The 23393-nt window shown below is 73.2% G+C and carries 24 protein-coding genes; 12 read left to right on the top strand and 12 right to left on the bottom strand.

What is annotated here, in order from left to right:
- Window positions 1-67 precede the first annotated feature (67 nt).
- The 3 genes from panB (at window position 68) to ACZ5CZ_RS37235 (ending at window position 2967) form a co-directional block, all read left to right on the top strand.
- Window positions 68-958 (top strand): 3-methyl-2-oxobutanoate hydroxymethyltransferase, encoded by an 891-nt coding sequence (panB, locus tag ACZ5CZ_RS37245; protein ID WP_385845146.1) that lies wholly within the window; start codon window positions 68-70, stop codon window positions 956-958.
- A gap of 156 nt (window positions 959-1114) precedes the next feature.
- Window positions 1115-2143 carry an ATP-binding cassette domain-containing protein gene (locus ACZ5CZ_RS37240; RefSeq protein WP_385845148.1) on the top strand — a complete coding sequence of 343 codons (1029 nt, stop codon included), beginning with the start codon at window positions 1115-1117 and terminating at the stop codon, window positions 2141-2143.
- Window positions 2140-2967 carry an ABC transporter permease gene (locus ACZ5CZ_RS37235; RefSeq protein WP_385845149.1) on the top strand — a complete coding sequence of 276 codons (828 nt, stop codon included), beginning with the start codon at window positions 2140-2142 and terminating at the stop codon, window positions 2965-2967. The genes ACZ5CZ_RS37240 and ACZ5CZ_RS37235 overlap by 4 nt, the downstream gene beginning before the upstream one ends.
- Window positions 2968-2975: 8 nt before the next feature.
- On the opposite strand, the gene ACZ5CZ_RS37230 is transcribed toward ACZ5CZ_RS37235, so the two are convergent.
- Window positions 2976-6251 carry an AfsR/SARP family transcriptional regulator gene (locus ACZ5CZ_RS37230; RefSeq protein ID WP_468949208.1) on the bottom strand — a complete coding sequence of 1092 codons (3276 nt, stop codon included), beginning with the start codon at window positions 6249-6251 and terminating at the stop codon, window positions 2976-2978.
- 44 nt (window positions 6252-6295) lie between these two features.
- Window positions 6296-6814 carry a DUF6578 domain-containing protein gene (locus ACZ5CZ_RS37225; protein ID WP_468949206.1) on the bottom strand — a complete coding sequence of 173 codons (519 nt, stop codon included), beginning with the start codon at window positions 6812-6814 and terminating at the stop codon, window positions 6296-6298.
- A gap of 110 nt (window positions 6815-6924) precedes the next feature.
- Between ACZ5CZ_RS37225 and ACZ5CZ_RS37220 the strand changes: the two genes are divergently transcribed.
- Window positions 6925-7725 (top strand): site-2 protease family protein, encoded by an 801-nt coding sequence (locus ACZ5CZ_RS37220; protein ID WP_385845153.1) that lies wholly within the window; start codon window positions 6925-6927, stop codon window positions 7723-7725.
- On the opposite strand, the gene ACZ5CZ_RS37215 is transcribed toward ACZ5CZ_RS37220, so the two are convergent.
- Together ACZ5CZ_RS37215 and npdG are read right to left on the bottom strand one after the other, a co-directional pair.
- The gene (locus ACZ5CZ_RS37215) at window positions 7715-7966 is read right to left on the bottom strand and encodes a hypothetical protein (protein ID WP_385845154.1); all 252 of its coding nucleotides are present in this window, start codon (window positions 7964-7966) and stop codon (window positions 7715-7717) included. The genes ACZ5CZ_RS37220 and ACZ5CZ_RS37215 overlap by 11 nt on opposite strands.
- A gap of 3 nt (window positions 7967-7969) precedes the next feature.
- Window positions 7970-8692: an NADPH-dependent F420 reductase gene (npdG, locus tag ACZ5CZ_RS37210; protein WP_468949203.1), complete on the bottom strand. Its 723-nt coding sequence runs from the start codon at window positions 8690-8692 to the stop codon at window positions 7970-7972.
- Window positions 8693-8801: 109 nt separating this feature from the next.
- Here npdG and ACZ5CZ_RS37205 point away from each other — a divergent pair, with 109 nt between their 5' ends.
- Window positions 8802-9401, top strand: a complete 600-nt coding sequence (locus ACZ5CZ_RS37205) for a hypothetical protein (protein ID WP_385845156.1) — start codon at window positions 8802-8804, stop codon at window positions 9399-9401.
- A gap of 10 nt (window positions 9402-9411) precedes the next feature.
- Here ACZ5CZ_RS37205 and ACZ5CZ_RS37200 read toward each other — a convergent pair whose 3' ends face one another.
- The gene (locus ACZ5CZ_RS37200; RefSeq protein WP_468949201.1) at window positions 9412-9645 is read right to left on the bottom strand and encodes a hypothetical protein; all 234 of its coding nucleotides are present in this window, start codon (window positions 9643-9645) and stop codon (window positions 9412-9414) included.
- Between the two features lie 57 nt (window positions 9646-9702).
- Here ACZ5CZ_RS37200 and map point away from each other — a divergent pair, with 57 nt between their 5' ends.
- Both map and ACZ5CZ_RS37190 read left to right on the top strand, forming a co-directional pair.
- The gene (gene map, locus ACZ5CZ_RS37195) at window positions 9703-10560 is read left to right on the top strand and encodes a type I methionyl aminopeptidase (RefSeq protein ID WP_385845158.1); all 858 of its coding nucleotides are present in this window, start codon (window positions 9703-9705) and stop codon (window positions 10558-10560) included.
- Window positions 10561-10695: 135 nt separating this feature from the next.
- Window positions 10696-11343 (top strand): biliverdin-producing heme oxygenase, encoded by a 648-nt coding sequence (locus ACZ5CZ_RS37190; RefSeq protein ID WP_468949199.1) that lies wholly within the window; start codon window positions 10696-10698, stop codon window positions 11341-11343.
- Window positions 11344-11377: 34 nt separating this feature from the next.
- Here the strand turns inward: ACZ5CZ_RS37190 and ACZ5CZ_RS37185 are convergent, their stop codons facing one another.
- Both ACZ5CZ_RS37185 and ACZ5CZ_RS37180 read right to left on the bottom strand, forming a co-directional pair.
- Window positions 11378-12061, bottom strand: a complete 684-nt coding sequence (locus tag ACZ5CZ_RS37185) for a PhzF family phenazine biosynthesis protein (protein ID WP_468949197.1) — start codon at window positions 12059-12061, stop codon at window positions 11378-11380.
- Window positions 12054-12944 carry a hypothetical protein gene (locus ACZ5CZ_RS37180; RefSeq protein ID WP_468949195.1) on the bottom strand — a complete coding sequence of 297 codons (891 nt, stop codon included), beginning with the start codon at window positions 12942-12944 and terminating at the stop codon, window positions 12054-12056. Before ACZ5CZ_RS37180 ends, ACZ5CZ_RS37185 begins: the two co-directional genes overlap by 8 nt.
- A gap of 118 nt (window positions 12945-13062) precedes the next feature.
- On the opposite strand from ACZ5CZ_RS37180, the gene efeO reads away from it, so the two are divergent.
- The 4 genes from efeO to ACZ5CZ_RS37160 are packed head-to-tail and all read left to right on the top strand — an operon-like array spanning window position 13063 to window position 17279.
- Window positions 13063-14199 (top strand): iron uptake system protein EfeO, encoded by a 1137-nt coding sequence (gene efeO, locus ACZ5CZ_RS37175; RefSeq protein WP_468949193.1) that lies wholly within the window; start codon window positions 13063-13065, stop codon window positions 14197-14199.
- A 2-nt stretch (window positions 14200-14201) separates the two neighbouring features.
- Window positions 14202-15455 carry an iron uptake transporter deferrochelatase/peroxidase subunit gene (gene efeB / locus ACZ5CZ_RS37170; protein ID WP_385845163.1) on the top strand — a complete coding sequence of 418 codons (1254 nt, stop codon included), beginning with the start codon at window positions 14202-14204 and terminating at the stop codon, window positions 15453-15455.
- 2 nt (window positions 15456-15457) lie between these two features.
- Window positions 15458-16327, top strand: a complete 870-nt coding sequence (gene efeU / locus ACZ5CZ_RS37165; protein WP_468949191.1) for an iron uptake transporter permease EfeU — start codon at window positions 15458-15460, stop codon at window positions 16325-16327.
- On the top strand, window positions 16290-17279 hold the full coding sequence (locus ACZ5CZ_RS37160; protein ID WP_450785327.1) for an SCO2278 family lipoprotein: 990 nt from the start codon (window positions 16290-16292) through the stop codon (window positions 17277-17279). Before efeU ends, ACZ5CZ_RS37160 begins: the two co-directional genes overlap by 38 nt.
- Window positions 17280-17293: 14 nt before the next feature.
- Here ACZ5CZ_RS37160 and ACZ5CZ_RS37155 read toward each other — a convergent pair whose 3' ends face one another.
- From ACZ5CZ_RS37155 to ACZ5CZ_RS37135, 5 genes are all read right to left on the bottom strand, one after another.
- Window positions 17294-18016: a bifunctional DNA primase/polymerase gene (locus tag ACZ5CZ_RS37155; RefSeq protein ID WP_467542880.1), complete on the bottom strand. Its 723-nt coding sequence runs from the start codon at window positions 18014-18016 to the stop codon at window positions 17294-17296.
- Window positions 18017-18094: 78 nt separating this feature from the next.
- On the bottom strand, window positions 18095-18718 hold the full coding sequence (locus tag ACZ5CZ_RS37150) for a TetR/AcrR family transcriptional regulator (protein WP_468949188.1): 624 nt from the start codon (window positions 18716-18718) through the stop codon (window positions 18095-18097).
- Window positions 18719-18735: 17 nt separating this feature from the next.
- On the bottom strand, window positions 18736-19713 hold the full coding sequence (locus ACZ5CZ_RS37145; RefSeq protein WP_468949186.1) for a small ribosomal subunit Rsm22 family protein: 978 nt from the start codon (window positions 19711-19713) through the stop codon (window positions 18736-18738).
- A gap of 47 nt (window positions 19714-19760) precedes the next feature.
- Window positions 19761-20939, bottom strand: a complete 1179-nt coding sequence (locus ACZ5CZ_RS37140; protein ID WP_468949184.1) for a serine hydrolase domain-containing protein — start codon at window positions 20937-20939, stop codon at window positions 19761-19763.
- Entirely contained in the window at window positions 20882-22192 is a 1311-nt protein-coding gene (locus tag ACZ5CZ_RS37135; protein WP_468949182.1) for a multidrug effflux MFS transporter, read from the bottom strand. The genes ACZ5CZ_RS37140 and ACZ5CZ_RS37135 overlap by 58 nt, the downstream gene beginning before the upstream one ends.
- A 159-nt stretch (window positions 22193-22351) precedes the next feature.
- Between ACZ5CZ_RS37135 and ACZ5CZ_RS37130 the strand changes: the two genes are divergently transcribed.
- Window positions 22352-23110, top strand: coding sequence for an SDR family oxidoreductase (locus tag ACZ5CZ_RS37130; RefSeq protein WP_385845171.1), 759 nt, complete (start codon window positions 22352-22354; stop codon window positions 23108-23110).
- Window positions 23111-23393: the final 283 nt, after the last annotated feature.

The raw sequence follows: 23393 nt of genomic DNA, 5'->3' as shown, positions 1-23393 counted from the left end.
GTGCCACCATGGAGACGATCCGGGGACGCCGTCAGGGCGCCTCGAGATGACTGAAGGAGCCGTTGCCATGACGCAGCTTTCGGCTGCCCAGAGCACGCAGCACACGCAGAGCACGCAGAAGTCCTCCGACGGCAGCAAGGCGCTGTACGGAGGGAAGAGCACCCGCCGCATCACCGTCCGCGACATCGCCCTCGCCAAGGAACGCGGCGAGAAGTGGCCCATGCTCACCGCCTACGACGCGATGACCGCGTCCGTCTTCGACGAGGCCGGGATCCCGGTGATCCTGGTCGGCGACTCGGCGGGCAACTGCCACCTCGGGTACGAGAGCACCGTGCCCGTCACCCTCGACGAGATGACCATGCTGTCGGCCGCCGTGGTCCGCGGCACCCAGCGCCCGCTGATCGTCGGCGACCTGCCCTTCGGCTCCTACCAGGAGGGCCCGGTGCAGGCGCTGCGCTCGGCGACCCGGCTGGTGAAGGAGGCCGGGGTCGGCGCGGTCAAGCTGGAGGGCGGCGAGCGCTCGCACGAGCAGATCCGGCTGCTGGTGGAGTCCGGCATCCCGGTCATGGCCCACATCGGCCTGACCCCGCAGTCCGTCAACGCGATGGGCTACCGGGTGCAGGGCCGGGGCGAGGAGGCGGCCCAGCAGCTGCTGCGCGACGCCAAGTCCGTCCAGGACGCGGGCGCCTTCGCGGTCGTCCTGGAGCTGGTGCCGGCGGAGCTGGCGGCCGAGGTGACGCGGGTGCTACACATCCCGACGGTCGGCATCGGCGCGGGGCCGGAGACCGACGCGCAGGTCCTGGTCTGGACGGACATGCTGGGGCTGACCTCCGGCCGGGTCCCGAAGTTCGTCAAGAAGTACGCGAACCTGCGTGAGGTCATGGGCGACGCGGCGCGCGCGTTCGCCGAGGACGTCGTCGGCGGAACGTTCCCGCTGGAGGAGCACTCCGTCCACTAGGTCCACCAGGCCACTGCGGAAACACCAGGGCAGCCCGCCGATCGTCCCCCGTCGGCGGGCTGCCGGCTTTTTGCGCCGGGCGCGTGTCGGGCGGTGTCGGCAGGTTGTCGGAGAACTGTCGGTGGTTTGTCGGTCGGGGCTGGCAGTGTCTTGGGCATGACGCGAATCGATGACAACCCCGTCGGCGAAAGCCGCGCAGTGACGGTGCGGGGACTGGTCAAGCACTACGGCGAGACCAAGGCGCTCGACGGTGTGGACCTGGATGTGCGGGAAGGCACCGTGATGGGGGTGCTCGGGCCGAACGGCGCCGGGAAGACCACCCTCGTCCGGATCCTGTCCACCCTGATCACACCGGACGCCGGACAGGCCACCGTGGCCGGGTACGACGTCGTACGGCAGCCCCGGCAGCTGCGCCGGGCGATAGGACTGACCGGGCAGTACGCCTCGGTGGACGAGAAGATCCCGGGCTGGGAGAACCTCTACATGATCGGGCGGCTGCTGGACCTGTCCCGCAAGGAGGCCCGCGCCCGCGCCGACGAGCTGCTGGAGCGGTTCTCGCTGACCGAGGCCGCCCGGCGCCCGGCCGGCACCTACTCCGGCGGTATGCGGCGGCGGCTGGACCTGGCCGCGTCGATGATCGGCCGGCCCGCCGTGCTGTACCTGGACGAGCCGACGACCGGGCTCGACCCCCGCACCCGCAACGAGGTGTGGGACGAGGTCAAGGCGATGGTCGGCAGCGGCGTGACCGTGCTGCTGACCACCCAGTACATGGAGGAGGCCGAGCAGCTCGCCGACGAGCTGACGGTGGTGGACCGCGGCAAGGTCATCGCCGCCGGCGGCATCGACGAGCTGAAGGCCCGCGTCGGCGGACGCACCCTGCGGGTACGGCCGGTCGACCCGCTGGAGCTGCACCCGCTCGCCGCCATGCTGGACGAGCTGGGCATCACCGGCCTCGCCACCACCACGATCGACGCCGAGACCGGCACCCTGCTGGTGCCGATCCTCAGCGACGAGCAGCTCACCGCGGTGATCGGCGCGGTCACCGCGCGCGGCATCACCCTCTCCTCCGTCACCACCGAACTGCCCAGCCTGGACGAGGTGTTCCTGTCCCTCACCGGCCACCGCGCCGGTGCCCCCGAGGACCGCACCGCGTCCGCCGACTCCCGCGAGGAGGTCGCCGTATGAGCGCCGCCACCACCACCGCCCCCGCCACGGCCCATCTGACCGACGCCCGGATCCCGCTGCGCGGGCACCTGCGGCACACCGGGGCGCTCATCCGGCGCAACCTGCTGTGGATCCGGCAGGACCCGGAGTCGATGTTCGACGCGCTGCTGATGCCGGTCGTCTTCACCCTGCTGTTCGTGTACGTCTTCGGCGGCTCGATCGGGCTGGCGCTGGGCGGCGGACAGGACCGATACGTGCAGTACGTCATCCCCGGCATGATCGCGATGATGAGCATGTCTCTGTCCCAGGGCGTCGGCACCGGGTTCAGCCAGGACTTCAACAGCGGGGTCATGGACCGGTTCCGGACGCTGCCGATCGGGCGCGGGTCCGTGCTCTTCGCGAAGATCGCCGTGGAGCTGGCGCGGATGCTGTTCGCCACGACCGTGCTGATGGTCGTCGCCGTCCTGGTCGGCTTCCACATCCATCACTGGGTCGGGCTGTTCGCGGCCGTGGGGCTGTCCGCGCTGTTCGCCTCCTCGATCATGTGGGTGTTCCTGACCCTCGGCGTGATCCTGAAGAGCGCCCAGTCGGTGCAGGCGATGGGCTTCCTCGTGCTGTTCCCGCTCCAGTTCGGCTCGTCGATCTTCGCGCCGACCACCTCCATGCCGGGCTGGCTGCGGCACTTCACCGACTACAACCCGCTGTCCACGCTGGCCGACGCCTCCCGTGGCCTGATGGTGGGCGGCCCGGTGGCGCACGACCTGTGGGTGACCGTCGCCTGGTCGGTGGCGATCACCGCGGTCATGGCACCGGTCGCGATCCACAAGTTCCGTACGAAGAGCTGAGCCGTGGCTCAGAGCAGGGCGGTGGCCTCCGCGAGGGAGAGGCCACCGCCCTCGGCGTACGCGGAGTCGTACGCCTGCTCGTCCAGCGCCTCCCGGACCCGGGCCTCGGCCATCTCGTACAGCCGGCGCTCCATGCCGGAGGAGAGGTGCCCCTGCGGCAGCAGGGCGTCGGCGGCGCCCAGGCAGCGGGCCGCGTCGGCGGCGCGGCCGCCCTCGCCGTCGGCGGCGAGGGCCATCGCGGCGGCGGCGAGCACGATGGACGGCAGCTGCGGGGAGACGGTCCGGGCCAGTGGCTCGACGGCCAGCCGGAGCGTCTCGCGGGCCCGGGACAGGGCCTGCTCGACATGGCCGTCCAGGGCGTCCAGCCAGGCCTCCTGGGTGAGGATCTGCGCGTCGAAGACGACGAAGTGCGCGATGCCGAACTCCTCGCGCAGCAGCCGCAGTTGCTCGCGCGCCTCGGGTGTACGGCCGATCAGGCCGAGCCAGCAGGCGAGGAAAAGGCGGGCGGCGGGCATGGCCTCGTTGGTGGCGCCCTGTTGGCCGGCGATGACCTCCCGCAGCAGCCGTTCGCCGCGCTCCGTCTCGCCCTGCTCCATGAGCACGTTGCCGAGGCGGGCGGTGAGGATGGCGGTCTGGGCGTGCGCGCCGAGCCGCTCGGCGTGTTCCATGGCGGCCGTGTAGTCGGCTGCGGCCTCGCGGTAGGCGCCCTTGCGCTCCTGGGCCTCGCCGCGCGCGGACAGCGCCTCGGCGGTGCCCCACTCGTCGCCGAGCCGGCGGAAGATCTCCAGCGCCTCCTCGGCGTCGCGGGCGGCGTCACCGGCCCAGGCGGAGCGGTTGGCGAGGAGGTTGGCGCGCAGCTGGAGGGCGCCGGCCAGCTCCCACTCGAAGCCCGGGGTCTCCCGGCTGGTCCGTACGCTGGCGTCGATGACGGTCCGCATCCGGTCGGCGCCGCTGGTCATCAGCTCGGCGAAGAGCCAGAGCATGGCGGGCGGCCGGCAGGTCTGCGGCAGGCCCGGCTCGTAGACCTGGGTGATGATCCGCATCTTGGCCCGCGCCTCGGGCGTCTGCCAGACGTCCAGCTCCGTGTCCATGCAGGCGAGATGGGCCAGGTGCACCCCGCGCCGGGCCTCGGCGAGGATCTCGCCGGAGTACGGGGGCGGGCTGTCGGTGCAGCGCCGCCACACCGGGCGGGCCCGGCGCACCGGCTCGGTGAACGGGTCGGGGCCGAGCGCCATGACCTCCGAGCACCAGCTGCGTATCTCGATGCGCTGGTCGCGCATCCACCAGAACCACTGGAGGGACAGCACCAGGCAGAGCGCCTCCTGCTCGTCGCGGGCGGCGACCGCGTGCCTCAGGGCGGTGCGCAGGTTCTCGTACTCCAGCTGGAACCGGTCGATCGCGGCACGCTGTCCGGGGCCGCGCGTCAACGCGTCGGTGGCCCGGGCGAGTTCGCGGTAGTACACCAGATGGGCGCGCTCGGCATCGACGCGGCCGCCGGCCTCGGCGAGGCGTTCGGTGGCGTACTCGGCGACGGTCTCCAGCAGCCGGTAGCGCATCGTGCCGTCGGCCGAAGGGGCGGCCACCACGAGGGACTTGTCCACGAGGGAGCCGAGGGCGTCCAGGGCGGCCGGGCCGCACACCGCCTCGGCGGCGGCCAGGTCGCAGCCGCCGGCGAAGACCGACAGCCGGGCGAGGACGTCCCGTTCGGCGGTGTCCAGCAGCTCCCAGGACCAGTCCACGACGGCGCGCAGGGTCTGCTGGCGGGGCAGTACGGTGCGGCTGCCGGAGGTGAGCAGCCGGAAGCGGTCGTCCAGCCGGTCCGCGATCTGGCGCGGTGTCAGCATCCGCAGCCGGGCCGCGGCCAGCTCGATCGCGAGGGGCAGTCCGTCGAGGCGCCGGCAGATCTCGGCCGCCGCCTCGGGGTCGTCCTCGACCCGGAAGCCGGGCCGGGCCGCCGCCCCCCGGTCGGCGAGCAGCCGCAGCGCGACCGGTTCCGGCAGCGGCTCCACCGGCCGGACCAGCTCCCCCGGTACGGCGAGGGGTTCGCGGCTGGTGGCGAGGACGGTCAGGTGCGGGCAGCGGGCCAGCAGGCGCTCGGCGAGGCGGGCGGCGGCCTCGATCACATGCTCGCAGTTGTCGAGGATGATCAGCATCCGGCGCCGGGCGCAGTACTCCACGAGCCGTTCGAGGGGGTCGTCGTGCCGGTCGGCGACCGCGCGCATGCCGTCCGCGCCGGCGCCGTGCAGCACGGTCTCGCGGGCGCCGATCGCGGTGAGCACGGCGTGCGGTACGGCTTCGGGGTCGTCCACGGGTGCCAGCTCGGCCAGCCACACCCCGTCCCGGAGGGTGTGCCGTACCGCCTCGGCGGCCTCCTGCGACAGCCGGGTCTTCCCGGCGCCGCCGGGTCCGAGCAGGGTGACCAGCCGGGCGCGGGCGAGATCGGCGCCGATGGCCGCGATGTCGGCCTCCCGGCCGACGAAGGAGGTGAGCCGGGCGGGCAGGTTGCCGGGCGGGGCCGCGGGCGCGGCCGTTGTCGGGGCCGTGACCGGTGCGGTGCTTCCGGCCAGCAACTCTGCGTGCAGGGCGCGCAGTTCGGGGCCCGGGTCGGAGCCGAGCCGGTCGGCGAGCAGCCGGCGGACGTCCTCGTAGCCGGCGAGCGCCTGGGCCGGGCGGCCGGCGTCGCGCAGGGCGCGCAGCCGCAGGGCCTGGAGCGGCTCGTCCAGCGGGTGGGCGTCGCACAGGGCGGTCAGCTCGGGCAGTGCCTCCTCGGCGTGGCCGAGGGCCAGGGCGGCGCCGTGCCGGGCGCGCAGGGCGTCCAGGCGGCGGGTCTCCCAGCGGGCCGCCTCGGCGCTGTGCTCGGGCAGGTCGGCGAGGGCCGGGCCGCGCCACAGGCCGAGGGCGTCGTCCAGCACGGCGGCGGCCTTGGCGGGGTCGCCGTCGGCGAGGGCGGCGAGGCCGTCGCCGGTCAGCCGGTCGAAGCGGGTGAGGTCGACGTCGTCGGGGGTGGCGGTGAGCCGGTAGCCGCCGTCGGCGGAGGCCACGGCCTCGGCGCCGAGGGTACGGCGGAGGCGGCCGACCAGCGCCTGGAGCGCGCCGTTCGCGTCGGCCGGCGGATCGGCGCCCCACACCTCCTCGACGAGCACGCCGACCGGCACGATGCGGCCGGGGCGCAGCGCGAGCACGCTCAACAGGGCACGCAGGCGGGCTCCGCCCAGGGTGACGGGGGTGCCGTCGGGGCGCAGCGCTTGGGTGGTACCGAGCAGGCGATAGCGCACGGGGTTCACTGTCTCCGGGGGTGGTCCGAGGTGGTCGGGGTCGGTGGGGGTGGTCAGAGGTCGTCGGCGTGGTCCGCGGGTGCCGCCCGGGGCAGGTCCCGGAAGCCGGTGACGTCGAGCGTGACCAGGAGGCCCTCGACGCGGCGGACCCGGTACGGCCCCTCGCCCCCGGCCGGCGGTTCCTCCTCGAACCGGCCGGGACTGGCGTCGGCGGGTTCCCGGGTCAGGGTGCCGGGCAGCGGTTCCGCGCGGTGGGCGGCGGGCAGGAGGACCAGTCCGGCGGGCTCCGGGCCGGTGGGTGCGGGGGGCCGCGCCATGAGTTCCCGCACGCGCGGGTCGGTGCGGACCAGGTACTCCCTGCACACCAGCTCGATCGCGGCGACCCGGCCGGTGGTCGCCCGGTCGGGGCCGCCGTGGTTCTCCACCCAGGCCTCGGCGCCGTGGCCCTCGCCGCGCCGGCGGGCCCGGCCGTCGTAGCGGACCAGCCGCCAGGCCACCTCGTCGCCCACCGCGAACGGCGTGCCGCAGCACTCCATCTGCCAGTCCTCGTAGAAGACCCTCATCCGCGCCATTCCCCCAGCTTCCAGGAACCGGACCGCGATCGCGAGACGTTTCCCCCTCGAGTCGCGCGGCCGGTACGGTCGCACTCCGCGACCGTCCCCGGCCACCGCAGGAGCCGCACATGACCACCGCCACCACCCGGCACGGCGACCGCCGGGTCAGCCCCGTGTTCGTCGGGATCCTGGCCGTCACGGCGGTGACCGGCTGGGCCACCTGGACCGGTTTCGCGGCGCAGCCGGGGCTCGCGGTGTTCCTGTTCGTGACGGCGGCCTGGATCGTCTCCCTGTGTCTGCACGAGTACGCGCACGCGCGCACCGCCCTGCACAGCGGGGACATCACGGTCGGCGCCAAGGGGTATCTCACGCTGAATCCGCTGAAGTACACGCACGCCCTGCTGAGCATCGTGCTGCCGGTGCTGTTCGTGATCATGGGCGGGATCGGTCTGCCGGGCGGCGCGGTGTTCATCGAGCGCCACCGCATCCGGGGCCGCTGGCGGCACAGCCTGATCTCGGCGGCCGGCCCGCTGACGAACGTGCTGTTCGCGGCGGTGTGCACGGCGCCCTTCTGGCTGCACGCACTGGACGGCGTGCCGCCGGACTTCCGGTACGGCCTGGCGTTCCTGGCGCTGCTCCAGGTGACCGCGGCGATCCTGAACTTCCTGCCGGTGCCGGGCCTGGACGGCTACGGCGTGCTCGAGCCGTGGCTGTCGTACGACGTGAAGCGGCAGGTGGAGCCGTTCGCGCCGTTCGGTCTGCTGTTCGTGTTCGCGCTGCTGTGGGTGCCGTCGGTCAACAGCGTGTTCTTCGACGCGATCGACGCGGTGCTGCGCGCGCTGGGCGTGGACGACTTCTCGCAGGCCTGCGGTCACGCGCTCTACCAGTTCTGGAAGGGCACCCCCGAGGCGTGCACGGTCAGCCCGTGACCGAGCCGTCACGCCCGGCGGCGATGCGGGCGCGCTTCACGTAGTACCAGGTCATGTTGGACGACAGGCCCGCCAGCAGCACCCAGACGATCCCCAGCCAGCTGCCCTGGACGAAGGAGACGACGGCCGCGGCCACGGCGAGGACGCAGACGGCAAGGGTGTAGAGGGCGATGCGGGGCATGACGGACGGCTCCTGTCGGGGACACTGCTCGGTACTTCTTCGCCGACCAGTGTCCCCCATGGGTCATACGTCCGTGACGCGGAGCCCGGCGTGTGCCTTGTAGCGGCGGTTGACGGAGATCAGGTTGGCGACCAGCGACTCGACCTGGTGGGCGTTGCGCAGCCGGCCGGCGAAGACGCCGCGCATGCCGGGGATGCGCCCGGCGAGGGCCTGGACGATCTCGACGTCGGCCCGCTCCTCGCCCAGCACCATCACATCGGTGTCGATCCGCTCGATCTCCGGGTCCTGGAGCAGGACGGCCGACAGGTGGTGGAAGGCGGCGGTGACCCGGGAGTCCGGCAGCAGGGCGGCGGCCTGCTCGGCGGCGCTGCCCTCCTTGAGCTTGAGGGCGTAGGCGCCCTTCTTGTCGAAGCCGAGCGGGTTGACGCAGTCCACGACGAGCTTGCCGGCCAGCTCCTCGCGCAGCGACTCCAGGGTGGCGCCGTGCCCGTCCCACGGCACGGCGACGATCACGATGTCGCTGCGGCGCGCGGTCTCGGCGTTGTCGGCGCCCTCGATGCCGTGGCCGAGTTCCCCGGCGGCGGCCGCGGCACGCTCGGCGGCGCGGGAGCCGATGATCACCTTCTGGCCGGCCTGGGCGAGCCGGTAGGCGAGGCCCTTGCCCTGGGGTCCGGTACCGCCGAGCACGCCGACGACGTACCCGGAGACGTCGGGCAGGTCCCAGGGGTCCTTGGCGGGGGCCTTCGCGGGGGTCTGTGCGCTGTCGCTGGAGGTCGTAGAGGTCATGGGCCGACTCTACGTCCGGGCGGCGGGCTCGCTCGCCGGTGTCCCCGGGTCGGGGGAATCCGGGGTGAACGCCCCGCCGCGGGGGCGTGGTTGCGGCAGGATCCGGCACATGGACGCCGTACGGGTCGCGCTGCTGCGGGAAGTGCTCGCCGGGACCGAGTGGCTGGGGGCCACCCGGAGGTTCGGCGGGGTGCTGCGGGAGTCGGTGGTGGCGCACGGGGGCGGGCTGCTGCTGGTGGGCACGCCCGCGTACGAGCCGTGGCATCTGGCGGCGCATCTGGTGGACGAGGCGGCCTGGTCGGGCACGCCGGAGCTGGCGCCGACGCTGGTACGGCACGGTGCGCGCCCCAGTGACCCCGCACATCTGGCGGTCGGCCCTGGCCGTATCGAGGCGGCGCGGCGCGGTGAGACCCTGCTGGTCGTGGCGCCCGAGGAGCCCGCGCCGCTGCTGGAGCGGGTGCACGACGCCCGGCGGGCCGGGGTCAGGGTGCTGGCGCTGGGCGCGGGCGGGGGCGAGCTGGCGGCGATGGCCCACGAGACGCTGGCGGTGCCGGACGGCGCGGAGCTGGACCTGGACACGGTCCAGCACCTGGTCAGCGCGGCGGCCGGGGAGAACGGCGGGGTCTCTCCGAGGGTCCGGCGGGGGCTGCGGGACCGGTTGGCACGGCTGGCGGAGGCTCTGACGGCACCGCCGCCGGCCCCCTGGTGACGTCGGCCGGTCAGTCCTCCTTGGAGCCGTCACCGGGCGGGGTGTCGTGCCAGCGCGGGTCGTTCTCCCACTGGAGGTTGCGCTCGCGGGCGGTCTCCATCGCGGCCTCGGCCTCCTGACGGGAGGCGTACGGTCCGAAGCGGTCCTTGCCCGGGCAGTCCGGGCCCTCCTCGACCGTCTTGTGCTCCAGGCAGTAGTACCACTCGCCCGGCTTACCGGCCGTGCGCTTCTTGAACAGCGCCATGAACGGCTCCTTTCGCCATCGACATGGTGCCCCATGTGCGTGGATAGACTCGCTTGCATGTCTGGCCAGTCGCTGCTCGTCCCAGGGGAGCTGTCTCCCACCCGTTCGGTACCCGGAAACATCCGCCGTCCCGAGTACGTCGGCAAGCCCGCGCCGACGCCCTACACCGGTCCGGAGGTGCAGACCCCGGAGACCATCGAGGCGATGCGGATCGCCGGCCGTATCGCCGCGCAGGCGATGGAGGAGGCCGCGAAGATCATCGCGCCGGGCGTCACCACGGACCAGCTGGACAAGGTCGCGCACGCGTACATGTGCGACCACGGCGCCTACCCGTCGACGCTCGGCTACCGCGGCTTCCCGAAGTCGCTGTGCACCTCGGTCAACGAGGTCATCTGCCACGGCATCCCGGACTCGACGGTGCTGCGCGACGGTGACATCGTCAACCTGGACGTGACGGCGTACATCGGCGGGGTGCACGGCGACAACAACGCCACCTACCTGGTCGGGGAGGTGGACGAGGAGTCGCGGCTGCTGGTGGAGCGGACCCGCGAGGCCCTCGACCGCGCGATCAAGGCGGTCAAGCCGGGCCGGCAGATCAATGTCATCGGCCGGGTGATCGAGTCGTACGCCAAGCGGTTCGGGTACGGCGTGGTGCGGGACTTCACCGGGCACGGGATCAACTCGTCGTTCCACTCCGGGCTGATCATCCCGCACTACGACAGCCCGCACGCGACCACGGTGATGCAGCCCGGGATGACGTTCACCATCGAGCCGATGCTGACGCTGGGGACGCACGAGTACGACATGTGGGACGACGGCTGGACGGTCGTCACCAAGGACCGCAAGCGGACCGCGCAGTTCGAGCACACGCTGGTGGTGACGGAGACCGGCGCGGAGATCCTCACCCTGCCGTGACACCGGCCCCCCTGCCGCTGCCCGCCCTCGTTCCGGGGGCGGGCTTTTTCGTACCGGTGAACGGCGCTCCGATGTTTTTCCGACAGCGCGTCGGTAAAATTACCGACAGCAGGTCGGACAGCTGAGGAGAACCCCATGGAGCCGTTCTCGACCCTCATCCGCACCGCGACCCGCGAACAGCACGCGGCGGCGGAGACCTCGACGTTCATGACCGACCTGCTCGGCGGCCGGCTCGGCGTGTCCGCGTACGCGCGCTACACCGAACAGCTCTGGTTCGTGTACGAGGCGCTGGAGCGTACGGCCGCCGCCCTGGCCGGGGACCCGCTGGCCGGCCCCTTCATACGCCCCGAGCTGTTCCGGCTGGCCGCGCTGGAGCGGGACCTGGCGCATCTGCGGGGGCCCGGCTGGCGGGCGGGGCTGAGCGCGCTGCCCGCGACCCGGGCGTACGCGGACCGGGTCCGGGAGTGCGCCGAGCACTGGCCCGGCGGCTATGTCGCCCACCACTACACCCGCTACCTCGGCGATCTGTCCGGCGGCCAGGTCATCCGGGACCGGGCGGAGCGGACGTGGGGCTTCGCGAGGAAGGGCGACGGCGTCCGCTTCTATGTCTTCGAGGGCCTGTCCAGCCCGGCCGCCTTCAAGCGGTCGTACCGCGAACTCCTGGACGCGATACCGGCGGACGAGCTGGAGCGGCAGCGGATCGCCGGCGAGTGCAGGCGGGCGTTCACCTTGAACACCGAGGTGTTCCGGGCCCTGGGCGAGGAGTTCCGGCTGAGCGCCTGAGGGTCGCCTGGCGTTCTGACCGCCTGAGCGTTGCCTAGCGTTCGAGGACGACCCGGCCGCCGATCTCCACCCAGCCGTGCGGCTGGGGTGCGGTGAGGAGCTGGGAGCCCTTGCCCTGGGTGATGTTGAGGGCGCGGCCCAGCCGGTCGGTGAGCAGGAGGGCCGCCGCGCCCGTCGCCTCGTCCTCCTCGATGCCGTCGCCGCGGCCGGGGAAGCCCCGGGCGCGGACCCGGCCGGCCGCCTCGTCCTCCCAGGCCCACGCATAGATCCTCCCCCAGACTTCGTCCGGGGGGACCCCCATCTCGCTTCGCTCCCCCGGCGGCGGCACCTGGAGGGCGTCCACCTCGGCGGCGGTGGCGTACTGGCGCAGGGTGCGCGGCGGCACCCACTCCGCGCGGGCCTCGATCCAGCTGAACTCGCCGTCCAGCCGGGCGCCGACCACCCCGGCCGGGGTGACCAGTTCGGGCACGTCGAGCAGCCAGGCGGCGCCGACGCAGGGGTAACCGGCGAAGGGCAGCCGCACACCGGGGGTGTAGATGTCGATCACGCCGCGCTCGGGGTCGTCCACGAACACGGTCTCGCTGAACCCGAGTTTGGCCGCGAGGGCCTGCCGGTCGCTCCGCTCGGGCAGCAGCGAGCCCTCGCGGACGACGCCGAGTTCGTTGCCGTAACCGCCGTTCGGTGCGCAGAAGACGCGGAGTACGTCGTAATCAGTCACGCGGGCATTGAAACATCGCGGCCCGGGCGAGCGCGTCCCAGGCGGGGGCGCCGCCGGGCAGCAGGTGGATGCCGGTGCCCACCACGGCGTACGGCAGCTCGGCGAGGGCGTCGCCGTAGCCCCGCTCGATGGTGACCCGTTGGCGCTCGGTGCCGGGGCCGGGCGGGAGGGCGGCGAGCCGCTCCAGGTGGTACTCGTAGGCCCGGGCGATCTCGTCGGCGCCCTCCTGCTGCCTGTCGGCGTCGGGCACCCGGGTGAGCACCACGGACTCGGGGATCCGCCCCTCGGCCAGCGCGGCCACCGCCCGGTCGTGCCCGTCGAGCAGCAGCCAGCCGTCGAGGAAGGTCACCCACCACAGCAGGACCGGCGCGGCGGTTCCCTCGCGGACCTGCTTGCGGTACGCCTTGACCCGGCCGGAGTCGGGCGGCGACAGCGGGCGCAGCGGCAGGACGCCGTGCCAGCCGCCGCCGCAGTACAGCCCGAGGCTGCCGCCGGGCCACTCGCGGACGAGGTCGGCGTCCCAGATGCCGGGCGGGAAGCCGGTGCGCAGGGCCAGTTCCCAGCGGCCGTCGGCCAGCGGGGTGCCGTCCGCGTGTTCCAGCAGCCGGGCGTAGGCGTGCGGCCAGTTGACCGGGGAGCGCTGGAGTGCCGCGGTGGGCGGCGGCAGCGGCGAGCGGTAGCCGTCGAGCCGGTGCAGATGCAGATCGCGGCAGCAGCTCGGGCCGGCCACCGAGCGGCCGAGCAGCAGGGGGCGCCCGGACTGACGGAGCAGCAGTCTGCCGTCGTCGGCGGTCTCGAAGCGCAGCGGGGGCGGGCCCGGCCGGTTTCCGATGTCCAGGACCAGGCGGTGCTCCCCGAGGAACTCCCGGCGCGCGTTCTGCATGCCCGCCAGCCTTCCACACTGCTCGGTGAGAGATGAATCACCGCAGGATTGGGTAAGACTCAGGTAAGGCTCAGTTAAATTAGGCAAGCCTCACCAACCTTACTTGCCTGGAGCCTGCATGCGAGCCGCCCGACTGACCGTCATCGCCGCCGCCGGCGCTGCCGCTCTGACCGCCCTCACAGCCTGCACGGCGAAGAGCGACGCCAAGGACGGCGACGCCATCCGGGTCACCGCCGCCGACGCCACCTGCGACACCTCGGCCCACTCCGTGCCCGCGGGCCAGGTCACGCTGAAGATAGAGAACAAGGGCTCCCAGGCCACCGAGGTCGAGATCCTGCTCCCGGACGACCGGATCGTCTCCGAGAAGGAGAACATCGGCCCCGGCACCAAGTACACGCTGACCGCCGAGGTGAAGGCCGGTTCGTACGAGATCGCCTGCCGCCCCGGCATGAAGGGCCGCGGCGTCCGGCAGAAGCTCACCGTCACCGGCGGCGCCCGGGCCGCGCAGCGGGACCCGCGGCTGGACCAGGCGGTCGCCGCGTACCGGCAGTACGCGCAGGACCAGGCCGACGCCACCGTGCCGCTCGCCGAGACCTTCGCCAAGGCCGTCCGGGACGGCGACCTCGACGCCGCGAAGAAGGCCTACGCGCCCTCGCGCCTCGGCTGGGAGCGCACCGAGCCGATCGCCGAGTCCTTCGGCGACATCGACCCCCTGACCGACACCCGCGCCGACGGACTGGAGAAGGGCCAGAAGTGGACCGGCTGGCACCGGCTGGAGAAGGCCCTCTGGCAGGACCGGAAGATCGGTGCCGAGGAGAAGGCCCTCGCCGCCCGGCTGGTGACGGACCTGAAGGACTGGCGGGACCGGGTCGGCACCGCCCAGATCACCCCCACCTCCATGGCCAACGGCGCCAAGGAACTGCTGGACGAGGTCGCCACCGGCAAGGTCACCGGTGAGGAGGACCGCTACGCGCACACCGACCTGGTCGACTTCAAGGCCAACGTCGAGGGCGCGCAGAAGGCGTACGAGCTGCTGAAGCCGGTCGCCGCGAAGAACGACCCGGCGCTGGCCAAGGAGCTGGACAAGCAGTTCCCGGCGCTGAACACGCTGCTGGACAAGTACCGCACCGACAAGAAGTCCTACGACTTCGTCTCCTACGACAAGGTGACCGAGGACCAGCGCAAGGAGCTGTCGGACGCGGTGAACGCGCTCGCCGAGCCGCTGTCCAAGCTTGCCGCCGCGGTGGTGAAGTGACCATGACCGAGCAGAACCAGGCGCCCTCCCCCTCGCGTCGGGCGCTGATCGGCTGGGGCGGGGCCGGGCTCGCGCTCGGTGCCGCGGCGGCCGGCGGCGCGGTGGCGATGGCCAGGGCGGGCGACGACATGGCCCCGGCCGCCGCCGACGCGGGCGGCGCGGTGCCGTTCCACGGCGCCCACCAGGCCGGTATCGCCACACCGGTGCAGGACCGGCTGCACTTCGCCGCGTTCGATGTGAAGACCGACGACCGCGCCGAGTTCGTGCAGCTGCTGAAGGACTGGACCGAGGCGGCCCGGCGGATGACGGCCGGCAAGCCGGTCGGCGAGGGCGCCTTCGACGGGCTCGCCGAGGCGCCGCCGGACGACACCGGCGAGGCGATGGGGCTGAAGCCGTCCCGGCTGACCCTCACCCTCGGCTTCGGGCCGTCCCTGTTCGAGAAGTTCGGCCTGCACGACCGGCGGCCGGCCGCCCTGGTCGACCTGCCGCGGTTCCCCGGGGACAACCTGGAGAAGGCCCGCACCGGCGGCGACCTGTGCGTGCAGGCCTGCGCGGACGATCCGCAGGTCGCCGTGCACGCCATCCGCAACCTGGCCCGGATCGGCTTCGGCAAGGTCGCCGTCCGCTGGTCCCAGCTGGGCTTCGGCAAGACCTCCTCCACCACCCCGGACGCGCAGACCCCACGCAACCTCTTCGGCTTCAAGGACGGCACACGCAACATCGCGGGCACCGAGACGGACCGGCTGAAGAAGCACGTCTGGGTGGGCGAGGGCGACGGCCCGGCCTGGATGACCGGTGGGTCGTACCTCGTCGCCCGGCGCATCCGCATGAACATCGAGACCTGGGACCGCACCCCCTTGCAGGAGCAGGAGGACGTGTTCGGTCGGGACAAGCGCGAGGGCGCCCCGGTCGGCAAGGCCAAGGAGCACGACGAGCCGTTCCTGAAGGCGATGAAGCCCACCGCGCACGTGCGGCTCGCGCACCCGGACGCCAACGGCGGCATCACCATCCTGCGCCGCGGCTACTCCTTCACCGACGGCACCGACGGGCTCGGCCGGCTCGACGCGGGCCTGTTCTTCCTGGCCTACCAGCGGGACGTGCGCCACGGGTTCATCCCGCTCCAGCGCAAGCTGTCCGCGCACGACGCGCTCAACGAGTACACGCAGCACGTGGGTTCGGCCGTCTTCGCGGTGCCGCCCGGTGTCCGGGACGCCCACGACTGGTGGGGCCGCACCCTCTTCTCGAAGGAGGCGTAGCAGTGTTCTCCAACTACCTGATCGGACTGCGGGAGGGCCTGGAGGCGTCGCTCGTCGTCTGCATCCTGATCGCCTACCTGGTCAAGACCGGCCGCCGGGACGCCGTGAAGCCGATCTGGACCGGCATCGCCATCGCGATCGCCATCGCCATGGGCTTCGGCTGCGCCCTGGAGTACGGCTCGCAGGAGCTGACCTTCCAGGCCCAGGAGGCGCTCGGCGGCTCGCTGTCGATCGTCGCCGTCGGCCTGGTCACCTGGATGGTGTTCTGGATGCGGCGCACCGCCCGGCACCTGAAGTCGGAGCTGCACGGCAAGCTGGACGCGGCCCTCGCGCTGGGCACCGGCGCCCTGGTCGCCACCGCCTTCCTCGCGGTCGGCCGGGAGGGCCTGGAGACCGCGCTGTTCGTGTGGGCGTCGGTGCACGCGGCGAGCGACGGCACCCCGCGCCCGCTGGCCGGCGTGGCGCTCGGCCTGGCCACCGCCGTGCTGCTCGGCTGGCTGTTCTACCGCGGCGCCCTGCGGATCAACCTGGCCCGGTTCTTCACCTGGACCGGCGGCATGCTGGTCGTGGTCGCGGCGGGCGTGCTGGCGTACGGCGTCCACGACCTCCAGGAGGCCGGCTGGATCCCGGGCATCAACCGGCTCGCCTTCGACATCAGCGGCACCATCCCGCCGGACAGCTGGTACGGCACGCTGCTCAAGGGCGTGTTCAACTTCCAGCCCGACCCGACGGTCGTCCAGATCACGGTGTGGGCGCTGTACGTGGTCCCGGTACTCGGGCTGTTCCTCTCCCCGGTAGGGTTCGCCTCCGGAAAGGGGAAGGTGAAGGAGCCCGATGACCAGGGAACGCAGCCGTCGACGGCGTCGGCGTGACCGGAACGCACTCATAGCGGCCTCGCTGACCGCTTTGTCGCTGACCGCGAGCGGATGCATGGTGGTGCACGGCGAGCGCACGGTCCTCCCGGCCGCGACACGCGCCGAGACCACCAGGGCGCTCACCGCCTTCACGGACGCGTACAACAAGGCCGACAAGGCCTACGACAGTTCCCTGGACGCCCCCTATGTCACCGGCCCGTTCGGTGACGTCGACGCCGCGCGACTGAAGGCCGGGCACACCAACAGCCCGTCGGGCAACTCCGGTCACGTGCCGCTGAAGCTGACGGACGTGAAGATCACGATCCCGAAGAAGGCGGGCTGGCCGCGCTGGTTCGTCGCCGACGCCAAGGGCAACATCGCCACCGGCTACCGCTGGCTGCTCGTCTTCACCCGGGGCGACCTCGGCGAGCGCTGGCGGGTGTCGTATCTGACGCTGGTGCGGCCCGGTGCCGTACCCGCCTTCACGACCGGTGACGACGGCTTCGCCGAGGCGGTACCGGCCGACGCCGCCGGACTGGCGATGAAGCCCGCCGAGCTGAGCAAGGCCTACACGGGCTATCTGAAGAACGGTGGCAGCGGCTTCGCCGAGGGCCCCTTCACCAGCGGGCTGCGCGCCGGCCGCACCCACCAGGCCAAGCGGCCGGGGCTGGTCCGGCAGTACCTCGACCAGCCGCTCGACCACGGCGCCTACGCGCCGCTCGCGCTGCGCACCGCGGACGGCGGCGCGCTGGTCTTCTTCAGCACGCACCACTTCGAGAAGCAGACGGCCGCCCAGGGCACCTCGGTACCGGCCCAGACGAAGGACGTGCAAGCCCTGACCCAGGGCGAGATCAAGCAGTCGCTGACGCTGGAGTCCGTCGCCGGCGATGTCGCCGTGGACCCGGCGGGCGGCGGGCAGGTGCGGATGCTCGGGCGGCTCCAGGGGCTCACGGCGGCCAAGGGCGAGTAGCGCCCCCGGCGCGGTCAGTGCCGCAGCGGCCAGGGGGCGGCGGTGTCCGCGTACCGGGCGCAGACGTCGGTGAGGACCTCCAGCAGGGTCAGCGGGTCCGGCAGCGGATGCTCCGGTCCGCGGGTCCAGCGCACCTGCTGGTCGTCGTCGCCGGGCAGCCGGGCGGGCGGCACCAGGACGTAGGAGCCCCGGCAGTGCCAGCGCAGGCCGGGGTGCTCGTCCATGGTCTCGGGGTGGCAGTCCAGCTCACAGGGCCACCACTCGTCCTCGTCCTCCGGGGTGCCCCGAGTCAGCGTGAAGAACAGCATGCGGCCGTCGTCGCTCTCGGCGACCGGGCCGACCTCGACGCCCGCGGCGAGCAGCCGGCCGAGGGCCTCGCGCCCGGCCTCCAGGGGCACGTCCAGCACGTCGTGCACCATGCCGGTGGCGGTGATGAAGTTGGCCTGCGGCTGGTGCCGGGCCCAGCGCTCGATCTGGGCGCGGTCGGTCGTGGACTGGGTCTGCCAGGCGAACGACACCGGGTGCCGGGCCGGGGTGGGACAGCCCACGCGGTCGCAGGAGCACCGGTAGCCGGGGGCGGGGTGGGCGGCGGGCGCGAGCGGCAGGCCCGCCGCGGCGGCGGCCACCAGCAGGTCCTCACGGCCGCCGGGGTCGGCGGTCTCCTTCGCACGGCGTCCGAGCAGCCACTGGGAGAGTTTGCCCTGCCGACCGGACCGGCCGCCGAACGTCGCGCTCATCTATCCCCTCGGTTTGGTGGTCGCCAGGTGAGTGGTCGCCTCGCCGGCGTGCGGACAGCATGCCTTATCGTCCCATCTTCACGCGCTTCGGGGGTCCGCGATGCCGTGCAGGGCGTAGTCGACGAGGGTGTCCGTGTAGTCGTACGAGATCGGCCCGGTGCGCTGGAGCCAGCGCTGGGCGAGCGGCGAGACGAAGAGTTCCAGGGCGATCCGCGGGTCGATGCCGGCCCGCACCGCCCCGCTGCGCTGCGCCGAGCGGAGCCGGTCGACGTACAGCTGGAGCTGGGGTTCCAGGAGCCGGGTCACATAGGTGCGGCCGACCTGATCGTCCAGCAGGCCCTCGGCGGCCAGCGCCCGCGCCGGTGCCTCGAAGCGCGGGTCGCGGAGCGTGTCCACGGTGGCCCGGAGCACCGCCTTGAGGTCGGCGGCGAGATCACCGGTGTCCGGGATGGCGTACGGCTGCTGCCCCGCCTCCCGGGCGGTCTGCTCGCCGAGGGCGAGGAACGCCTCCAGCAGCACGTCCGCCTTGGACGACCACCAGCGGTAGATGGTCTGCTTGCCGACGCCGGCGCGCGCGGCGATGCCCTCGACCGTGGTCCTCGGGTAGCCGATCTCGCCGACCAGGGCGAGGGCGGCGGCGTGGATCGCCCGCCGGGACTTCTCGCTGCGGCGGCTGGTGTCGGGGGCGGGCTTCCTCTCCATGGCTCGAAGCTAACAAGCTACGCTTCGGCGTCCTCGGGCGGCCAGGCGTCGCCCCAGTCGGCGTCCCGGGCCGCCTTGTACAGATCGCCGTGGCGCTTGGTGACCGTGGTACGGCTCAGCCGCTCGTCCGCCTCGCACAGGTCGAGCAGCACCTGGCCCTTGCGGATCTGCGGGCGCCGGACGATCCGGGCGGGGGCCGGGGTGACGGGCAGCCGGGTCGCGGCGACGTAGGAGAACTTCTCGTCCTCGTGGCCGAGGGAGCCGCCCTTGACCTGGCGGTGCAGCGAGGAGCGGCCGACCCGGGCGGAGAAGTGGCACCAGTCCTGGCCGGACACGATCGGGCAGGCGGCGCTGTGCGGGCAGGGCGCGGCGATGTGGAATCCGGCGCGGACGAGCCGGTCGCGGGCCTCGATGACCCGGGCGTATCCGGCGGGGGTGCCGGCCTCCACGATCACCACGGCCCGGGCGGCGGCCGCGGCGGCGTCCACCAGGGCGGCCCGGTCGGCCTCGGCGAGTTCGTTGAGGACGTACGAGACGGTGACGAGGTCGGTGCTGTCGAGGGTGAGCGCCGAGCCGATCCGGGCGCGCTGCCAGCGGGCGCCGGCCAGGGCGGGGTTGGCGGCGGCCAGCTCCCGGCCGAGGGCGAGGGCGGGCTCGGCCCAGTCCAGCACGGTGATGCTGCGCCCGCCGGGCCAGGTGTCCGCGACGGCCCAGGTGGCGGCGCCGGTGCCGCCGCCCACGTCGACATGGCCGGCCGGGGTCCAGCCGGGCACGGCGTCGGCGAGGGCGGCGAGGGCCGAGCGGGCCGCCTCGAAGGTGGCCGGCATGCGGTAGGCCGCGTAGGCGGCGACGTCGGCGCGGTCACGCAGGATCGGGGCGTGGGTGGGGGTGTCGCCGCGGTAGTGGGCGATCAGTCGTTCCACGGCTCCGGCGGCCTGGGTGGGGGGCAGCTCGGCGAGCAGCTCCGCCAGTGCGCTGCGGAGGGTGTCGTTCACCCGGTGATTGTATGGCCGGGACGCAGCCGCCCCCGCCCGCCGCCCGGTCAGATCACCGCCCGGGCCAGCAGCGTGCCCAGGGTCGCCCGGGGCCGGCTGTCCGGTGGGCGGCGCCTCGGGTGGACCGTGTTGGCCAGCAGGACCAGGAAGGTGTCGGTGGCCGGGTCGAGGACCAGCGAGGTGCCGGTGAAGCCGGTGTGGCCGGCCGCGCCCCGGCCCGCCAGCTCTCCCATGAACCAGGGCTGGTCCACGGCGAAGCCCAGCCCGGGCGGGGTGAGCAGCAGCTCGGTGAAATCCGGGCCGAGGATGCGCGCGGTGCCGTAGGAGCCGCCCGCGAGCAGGGTCCGGCACAGGATCGCGAGGTCGCCCGCGGTGGAGAAGAGCCCGGCGTGCCCGGCGACCCCGCCCAGCGCCCAGGCGTTCTCGTCGTGCACCACGCCCCGCAGCATGCCCCGGTCGGCCTTGGCCCAGGGCCGCCGCTGGTCCTCGGTGGCCGCGGCGCCGGGGCAGGGCCCGAAGCGGGTCGCGGTCATGCCGAGCGGGCGGGTGATGCCGTCCCGGACCAGGAGGTCGAGGGTGCGGCCGGTGATCCGCTCCAGCACGAACTGGAGCAGCAGCATGTTGAGGTCGGAGTAGAGCGGGGTGCCGGGCGGCCCGGTGGGGGCCTCGGCGCGCAGCAGGTCGAGGCGGGCTGCGATGTCCGGGCAGTCGTACAGCGGGAGTTCGGGGCGCAGTCCGGAGGTGTGGGTGAGCAGCTGCCGCACGGTGATGCCGTGCTCGGCGGCCGCGCGGAAGTCGGGCAGATAGGCGCCGACCCGGGCGTCGATGCCGAGGGTGCCGCGTTCGATCTGCTGGACGGCGGCCACGGCGGTGCAGAGCTTGGTGAGGGAGGCCAGGTCGAAGGGGGTGCCGAGGGTCATCGGCACCCGGGCGGCGGGCGGGAGTTCGACAGCGTTGTCGGCGGCCGCGTCGTAGCCGGCGTAGCGGACGGCCCAGCCGGCGGCCTCGGCCACGGCGATCACCGGGCCGCGTCCGGCCAGCAGCACGGCGCCGGCCGCCCAGGGGCGGTCTCCGGCGGTGAGGGCGTGCAGCTCGTCGGTCATGTGCCGCAGGTGCGTGGGGTCGAGGCCGGCCCGCTCCGGGGTGTCGACGCGCAGTCGCGGTGCGCTCAGTTCCGGTCTCCCTCCGGCCCCACCTGTGTCGTCGGTGTCTTCCAGGGACGGCACATTGCCATGAAGCAGACCGTGGCGGCCAGTGCCGCCGTCAGTTGTACGACGGCCATGGGGACGGCGGTGCGCTCCCCGGCGATCCCGACCAGCGGGGAGGCGACCGCGCCGACCAGGAAGGAGGAGGTGCCGAGCAGGGCGGAGGCGGAGCCGGCGGCGCGCCGGGTGCGCAGCAGGGCGAGGGACTGGGTGTTGGGCAGGGTGATGCCCATCGCGGACATGAGGACGAAGAGGGCGGCGGCGACCGGGGCCAGGCCGGGCGTGCCGAGGACGCCGGTGGACATCAGCAGCAGGGCGGTGGCGGCGAGGACGATCACGGCCAGTCCGGTCGCGAGCACCTTGTCCAGGCGGACCCGGCCCACCAGCACCTTGCCGTTGATCTGCCCGGCGACGACGAGACCGACGGAGTTGAGGCCGAACAGCAGGCTGAAGGTCTGCGGGGAGGCGCCGTAGATCTCCTGGATCACGAACGGGGACGCCGATATGTAGGCGAACAGCGCGGCGAAGGCGAAGCCGCCGGCCAGCATGTAGCCGGTGAAGGGCAGGTCGGTGAGGAGGCCGCGCATGGCGCGCAGGGCCTCGGGCACCCCGCCGTCGTGCCGGTCGGCGGGCGGCAGGGTCTCGGGCAGCCGCAGCCAGACCAGTGCGGCGAGTCCGGCGCCGACCACGGTGAGGACGACGAACACGCCCCGCCAGTCGGTCACCCGGAGGATCTGTCCGCCGACCAGCGGGGCCACGATCGGGGCGGTCCCGGAGATCAGCATCAGGGTGGAGAAGAAGCGGGCCATGGCGACACCGTCGTACAGGTCGCGTACGACGGCCCGGGCGATGACGATCCCGGCGGCGCCCGCGAGGCCCTGGGCCAGCCGGAAGGCGACCAGGGTCTCGACGTTCGGGGCGACGGCGCACAGGGCGGTGGCGAGGAGGTAGACGGCGAGGCCGGTGAGGAGCGGGCGGCGGCGGCCCCAGCGGTCGCTCATGGGGCCGACGACCAGCTGTCCCAGGGCCATGCCCAGCAGGCAGGCGGTGAGCGTGAGCTGGACGGTGGCGGCGGGGGCGTGCAGGGACCGGGTGACCTCGGGCAGCGCCGGCAGATACATGTCCATGGCCAGCGGGGGTGTGGCGGTGAGGCCGCCGAGCACGAAGGTGACGAGCAGACCGGTGCGGCGCGCGGCGGCCGGCGGCGGGGTGGAGGCGGGGGTGGTGGTGTCGTGTTCCGTCTCCGGCGGCGGTGCCGCCGCGTGCTCGGACATCTGTCCCTCCCTGGTGGTGACCGGCCCCCATGCTCTCAGCTCGCACAGACTGCCGAGGCACACATGAGCGAGTGCGGCGGTGGGGGCGATGGCGGGCGGCTAACCGTATGGCGGACAGCGGATTCCGCATGACGGACCTGCCGCCTAGGCTGCGGAGCCATGACTGAGAGGCAATCGAAGATCGCGGTGGTGACCGGCGCGGGCTCCGGCATCGGGCGGGCCGTCGCCGTCGAGCTGCTGCGCGCCGGCTGGTCGGTGGCGCTGGCGGGCCGCCGCACCGGGACCCTTCAGGAGACGGCGGCGCTGGTGCCGGAGGGTGCCGCGCTCGCCGTGCGCACCGACGTGTCACGGCCCGAGGAGGTGGAGGCGCTGTTCGCGGCGGTGGTGGACCGGTTCGGGCGGGTGGACCTGCTGTTCAACAACGCGGGCACGTTCGGGCCCGGCGGGGTGCCGGTCGAGGACCTGCCGTACGACGCCTGGCGGCACGTGGTGGACACCAACCTCAACGGGGCGTTCCTGTGCGCACAGGCGGCGTACCGACGGATGAAGGAGCAGGATCCGCAGGGCGGCCGGATCATCAACAACGGCTCCATCTCGGCGCACACGCCCCGCCCGCACTCGGTGGCCTACACCGCGACCAAGCACGCGCTGACCGGGCTGACCAAGTCGCTGTCGCTGGACGGGCGGCCGTACGGGATCGCGGTCGGGCAGATCGACATCGGCAACGCGGCGACGGACATGACGGCCCGGATGCAGACGGGGGCGCTCCAGGCGAACGGGGTGGTAGCCCCGGAACCGGTGATGGATGTGGCCGATGTGGCGCGTACCGTCCGGCACATGGCCGAATTGCCGCTGGAGGCGAACGTGCAGTTCGCGACCGTCCTGGCGACGGCCATGCCGTACATCGGGCGGGGCTGAGGGGCCCTTCCGCCCGCACACAAGCGGAATTTGATAATCCGCACTATTGCGGCCGATCGAGGGCGTATGCTCAACTCTCCTCCACCAGAGCTTCACACTTGAGGCACCGGAGTTCCGCAAGCCATACCGAGGGGGGCGCGGCAGCCGTTCCACCGGCCGGAGTTGGGGGTGGGCCTCGCGATCGACGCGAGGCACGCACCGGTGGGTGGAACGGCTGCCGCACACATACGGCGGGGCGCTGCCGCACACATACGGCGAGCCACCGCCGCAGACACACGGCGGG

Source organism: Streptomyces sp. NPDC031418, from assembly GCF_055581605.1.
The sequence above is the reverse complement of the archived record's forward strand: the minus strand, read 5'-3'. Positions and strand labels throughout refer to the sequence as shown.

Coding starts and splice junctions, on each gene's coding strand:
- ACZ5CZ_RS37205 (WP_385845156.1), top strand. CDS start 8,802: ATGGACGCCGTACGGGTCGCGCTGCTGCGGGAAGTGCTCGCCGGGACC.
- ACZ5CZ_RS37235 (WP_385845149.1), top strand. CDS start 2,140: ATGAGCGCCGCCACCACCACCGCCCCCGCCACGGCCCATCTGACCGAC.
- ACZ5CZ_RS37135 (WP_468949182.1), bottom strand. CDS start 22,192: ATGTCCGAGCACGCGGCGGCACCGCCGCCGGAGACGGAACACGACACC.
- ACZ5CZ_RS37180 (WP_468949195.1), bottom strand. CDS start 12,944: ATGCAGAACGCGCGCCGGGAGTTCCTCGGGGAGCACCGCCTGGTCCTG.
- ACZ5CZ_RS37190 (WP_468949199.1), top strand. CDS start 10,696: ATGGAGCCGTTCTCGACCCTCATCCGCACCGCGACCCGCGAACAGCAC.
- panB (WP_385845146.1), top strand. CDS start 68: ATGACGCAGCTTTCGGCTGCCCAGAGCACGCAGCACACGCAGAGCACG.
- ACZ5CZ_RS37155 (WP_467542880.1), bottom strand. CDS start 18,016: ATGAGCGCGACGTTCGGCGGCCGGTCCGGTCGGCAGGGCAAACTCTCC.
- efeO (WP_468949193.1), top strand. CDS start 13,063: ATGCGAGCCGCCCGACTGACCGTCATCGCCGCCGCCGGCGCTGCCGCT.
- ACZ5CZ_RS37215 (WP_385845154.1), bottom strand. CDS start 7,966: ATGGGGGACACTGGTCGGCGAAGAAGTACCGAGCAGTGTCCCCGACAG.
- ACZ5CZ_RS37225 (WP_468949206.1), bottom strand. CDS start 6,814: ATGGCGCGGATGAGGGTCTTCTACGAGGACTGGCAGATGGAGTGCTGC.
- ACZ5CZ_RS37130 (WP_385845171.1), top strand. CDS start 22,352: ATGACTGAGAGGCAATCGAAGATCGCGGTGGTGACCGGCGCGGGCTCC.
- ACZ5CZ_RS37160 (WP_450785327.1), top strand. CDS start 16,290: ATGACCAGGGAACGCAGCCGTCGACGGCGTCGGCGTGACCGGAACGCA.
- ACZ5CZ_RS37200 (WP_468949201.1), bottom strand. CDS start 9,645: ATGGCGCTGTTCAAGAAGCGCACGGCCGGTAAGCCGGGCGAGTGGTAC.
- map (WP_385845158.1), top strand. CDS start 9,703: ATGTCTGGCCAGTCGCTGCTCGTCCCAGGGGAGCTGTCTCCCACCCGT.
- efeB (WP_385845163.1), top strand. CDS start 14,202: ATGACCGAGCAGAACCAGGCGCCCTCCCCCTCGCGTCGGGCGCTGATC.
- ACZ5CZ_RS37150 (WP_468949188.1), bottom strand. CDS start 18,718: ATGGAGAGGAAGCCCGCCCCCGACACCAGCCGCCGCAGCGAGAAGTCC.
- npdG (WP_468949203.1), bottom strand. CDS start 8,692: ATGACCTCTACGACCTCCAGCGACAGCGCACAGACCCCCGCGAAGGCC.
- ACZ5CZ_RS37220 (WP_385845153.1), top strand. CDS start 6,925: ATGACCACCGCCACCACCCGGCACGGCGACCGCCGGGTCAGCCCCGTG.
- ACZ5CZ_RS37240 (WP_385845148.1), top strand. CDS start 1,115: ATGACGCGAATCGATGACAACCCCGTCGGCGAAAGCCGCGCAGTGACG.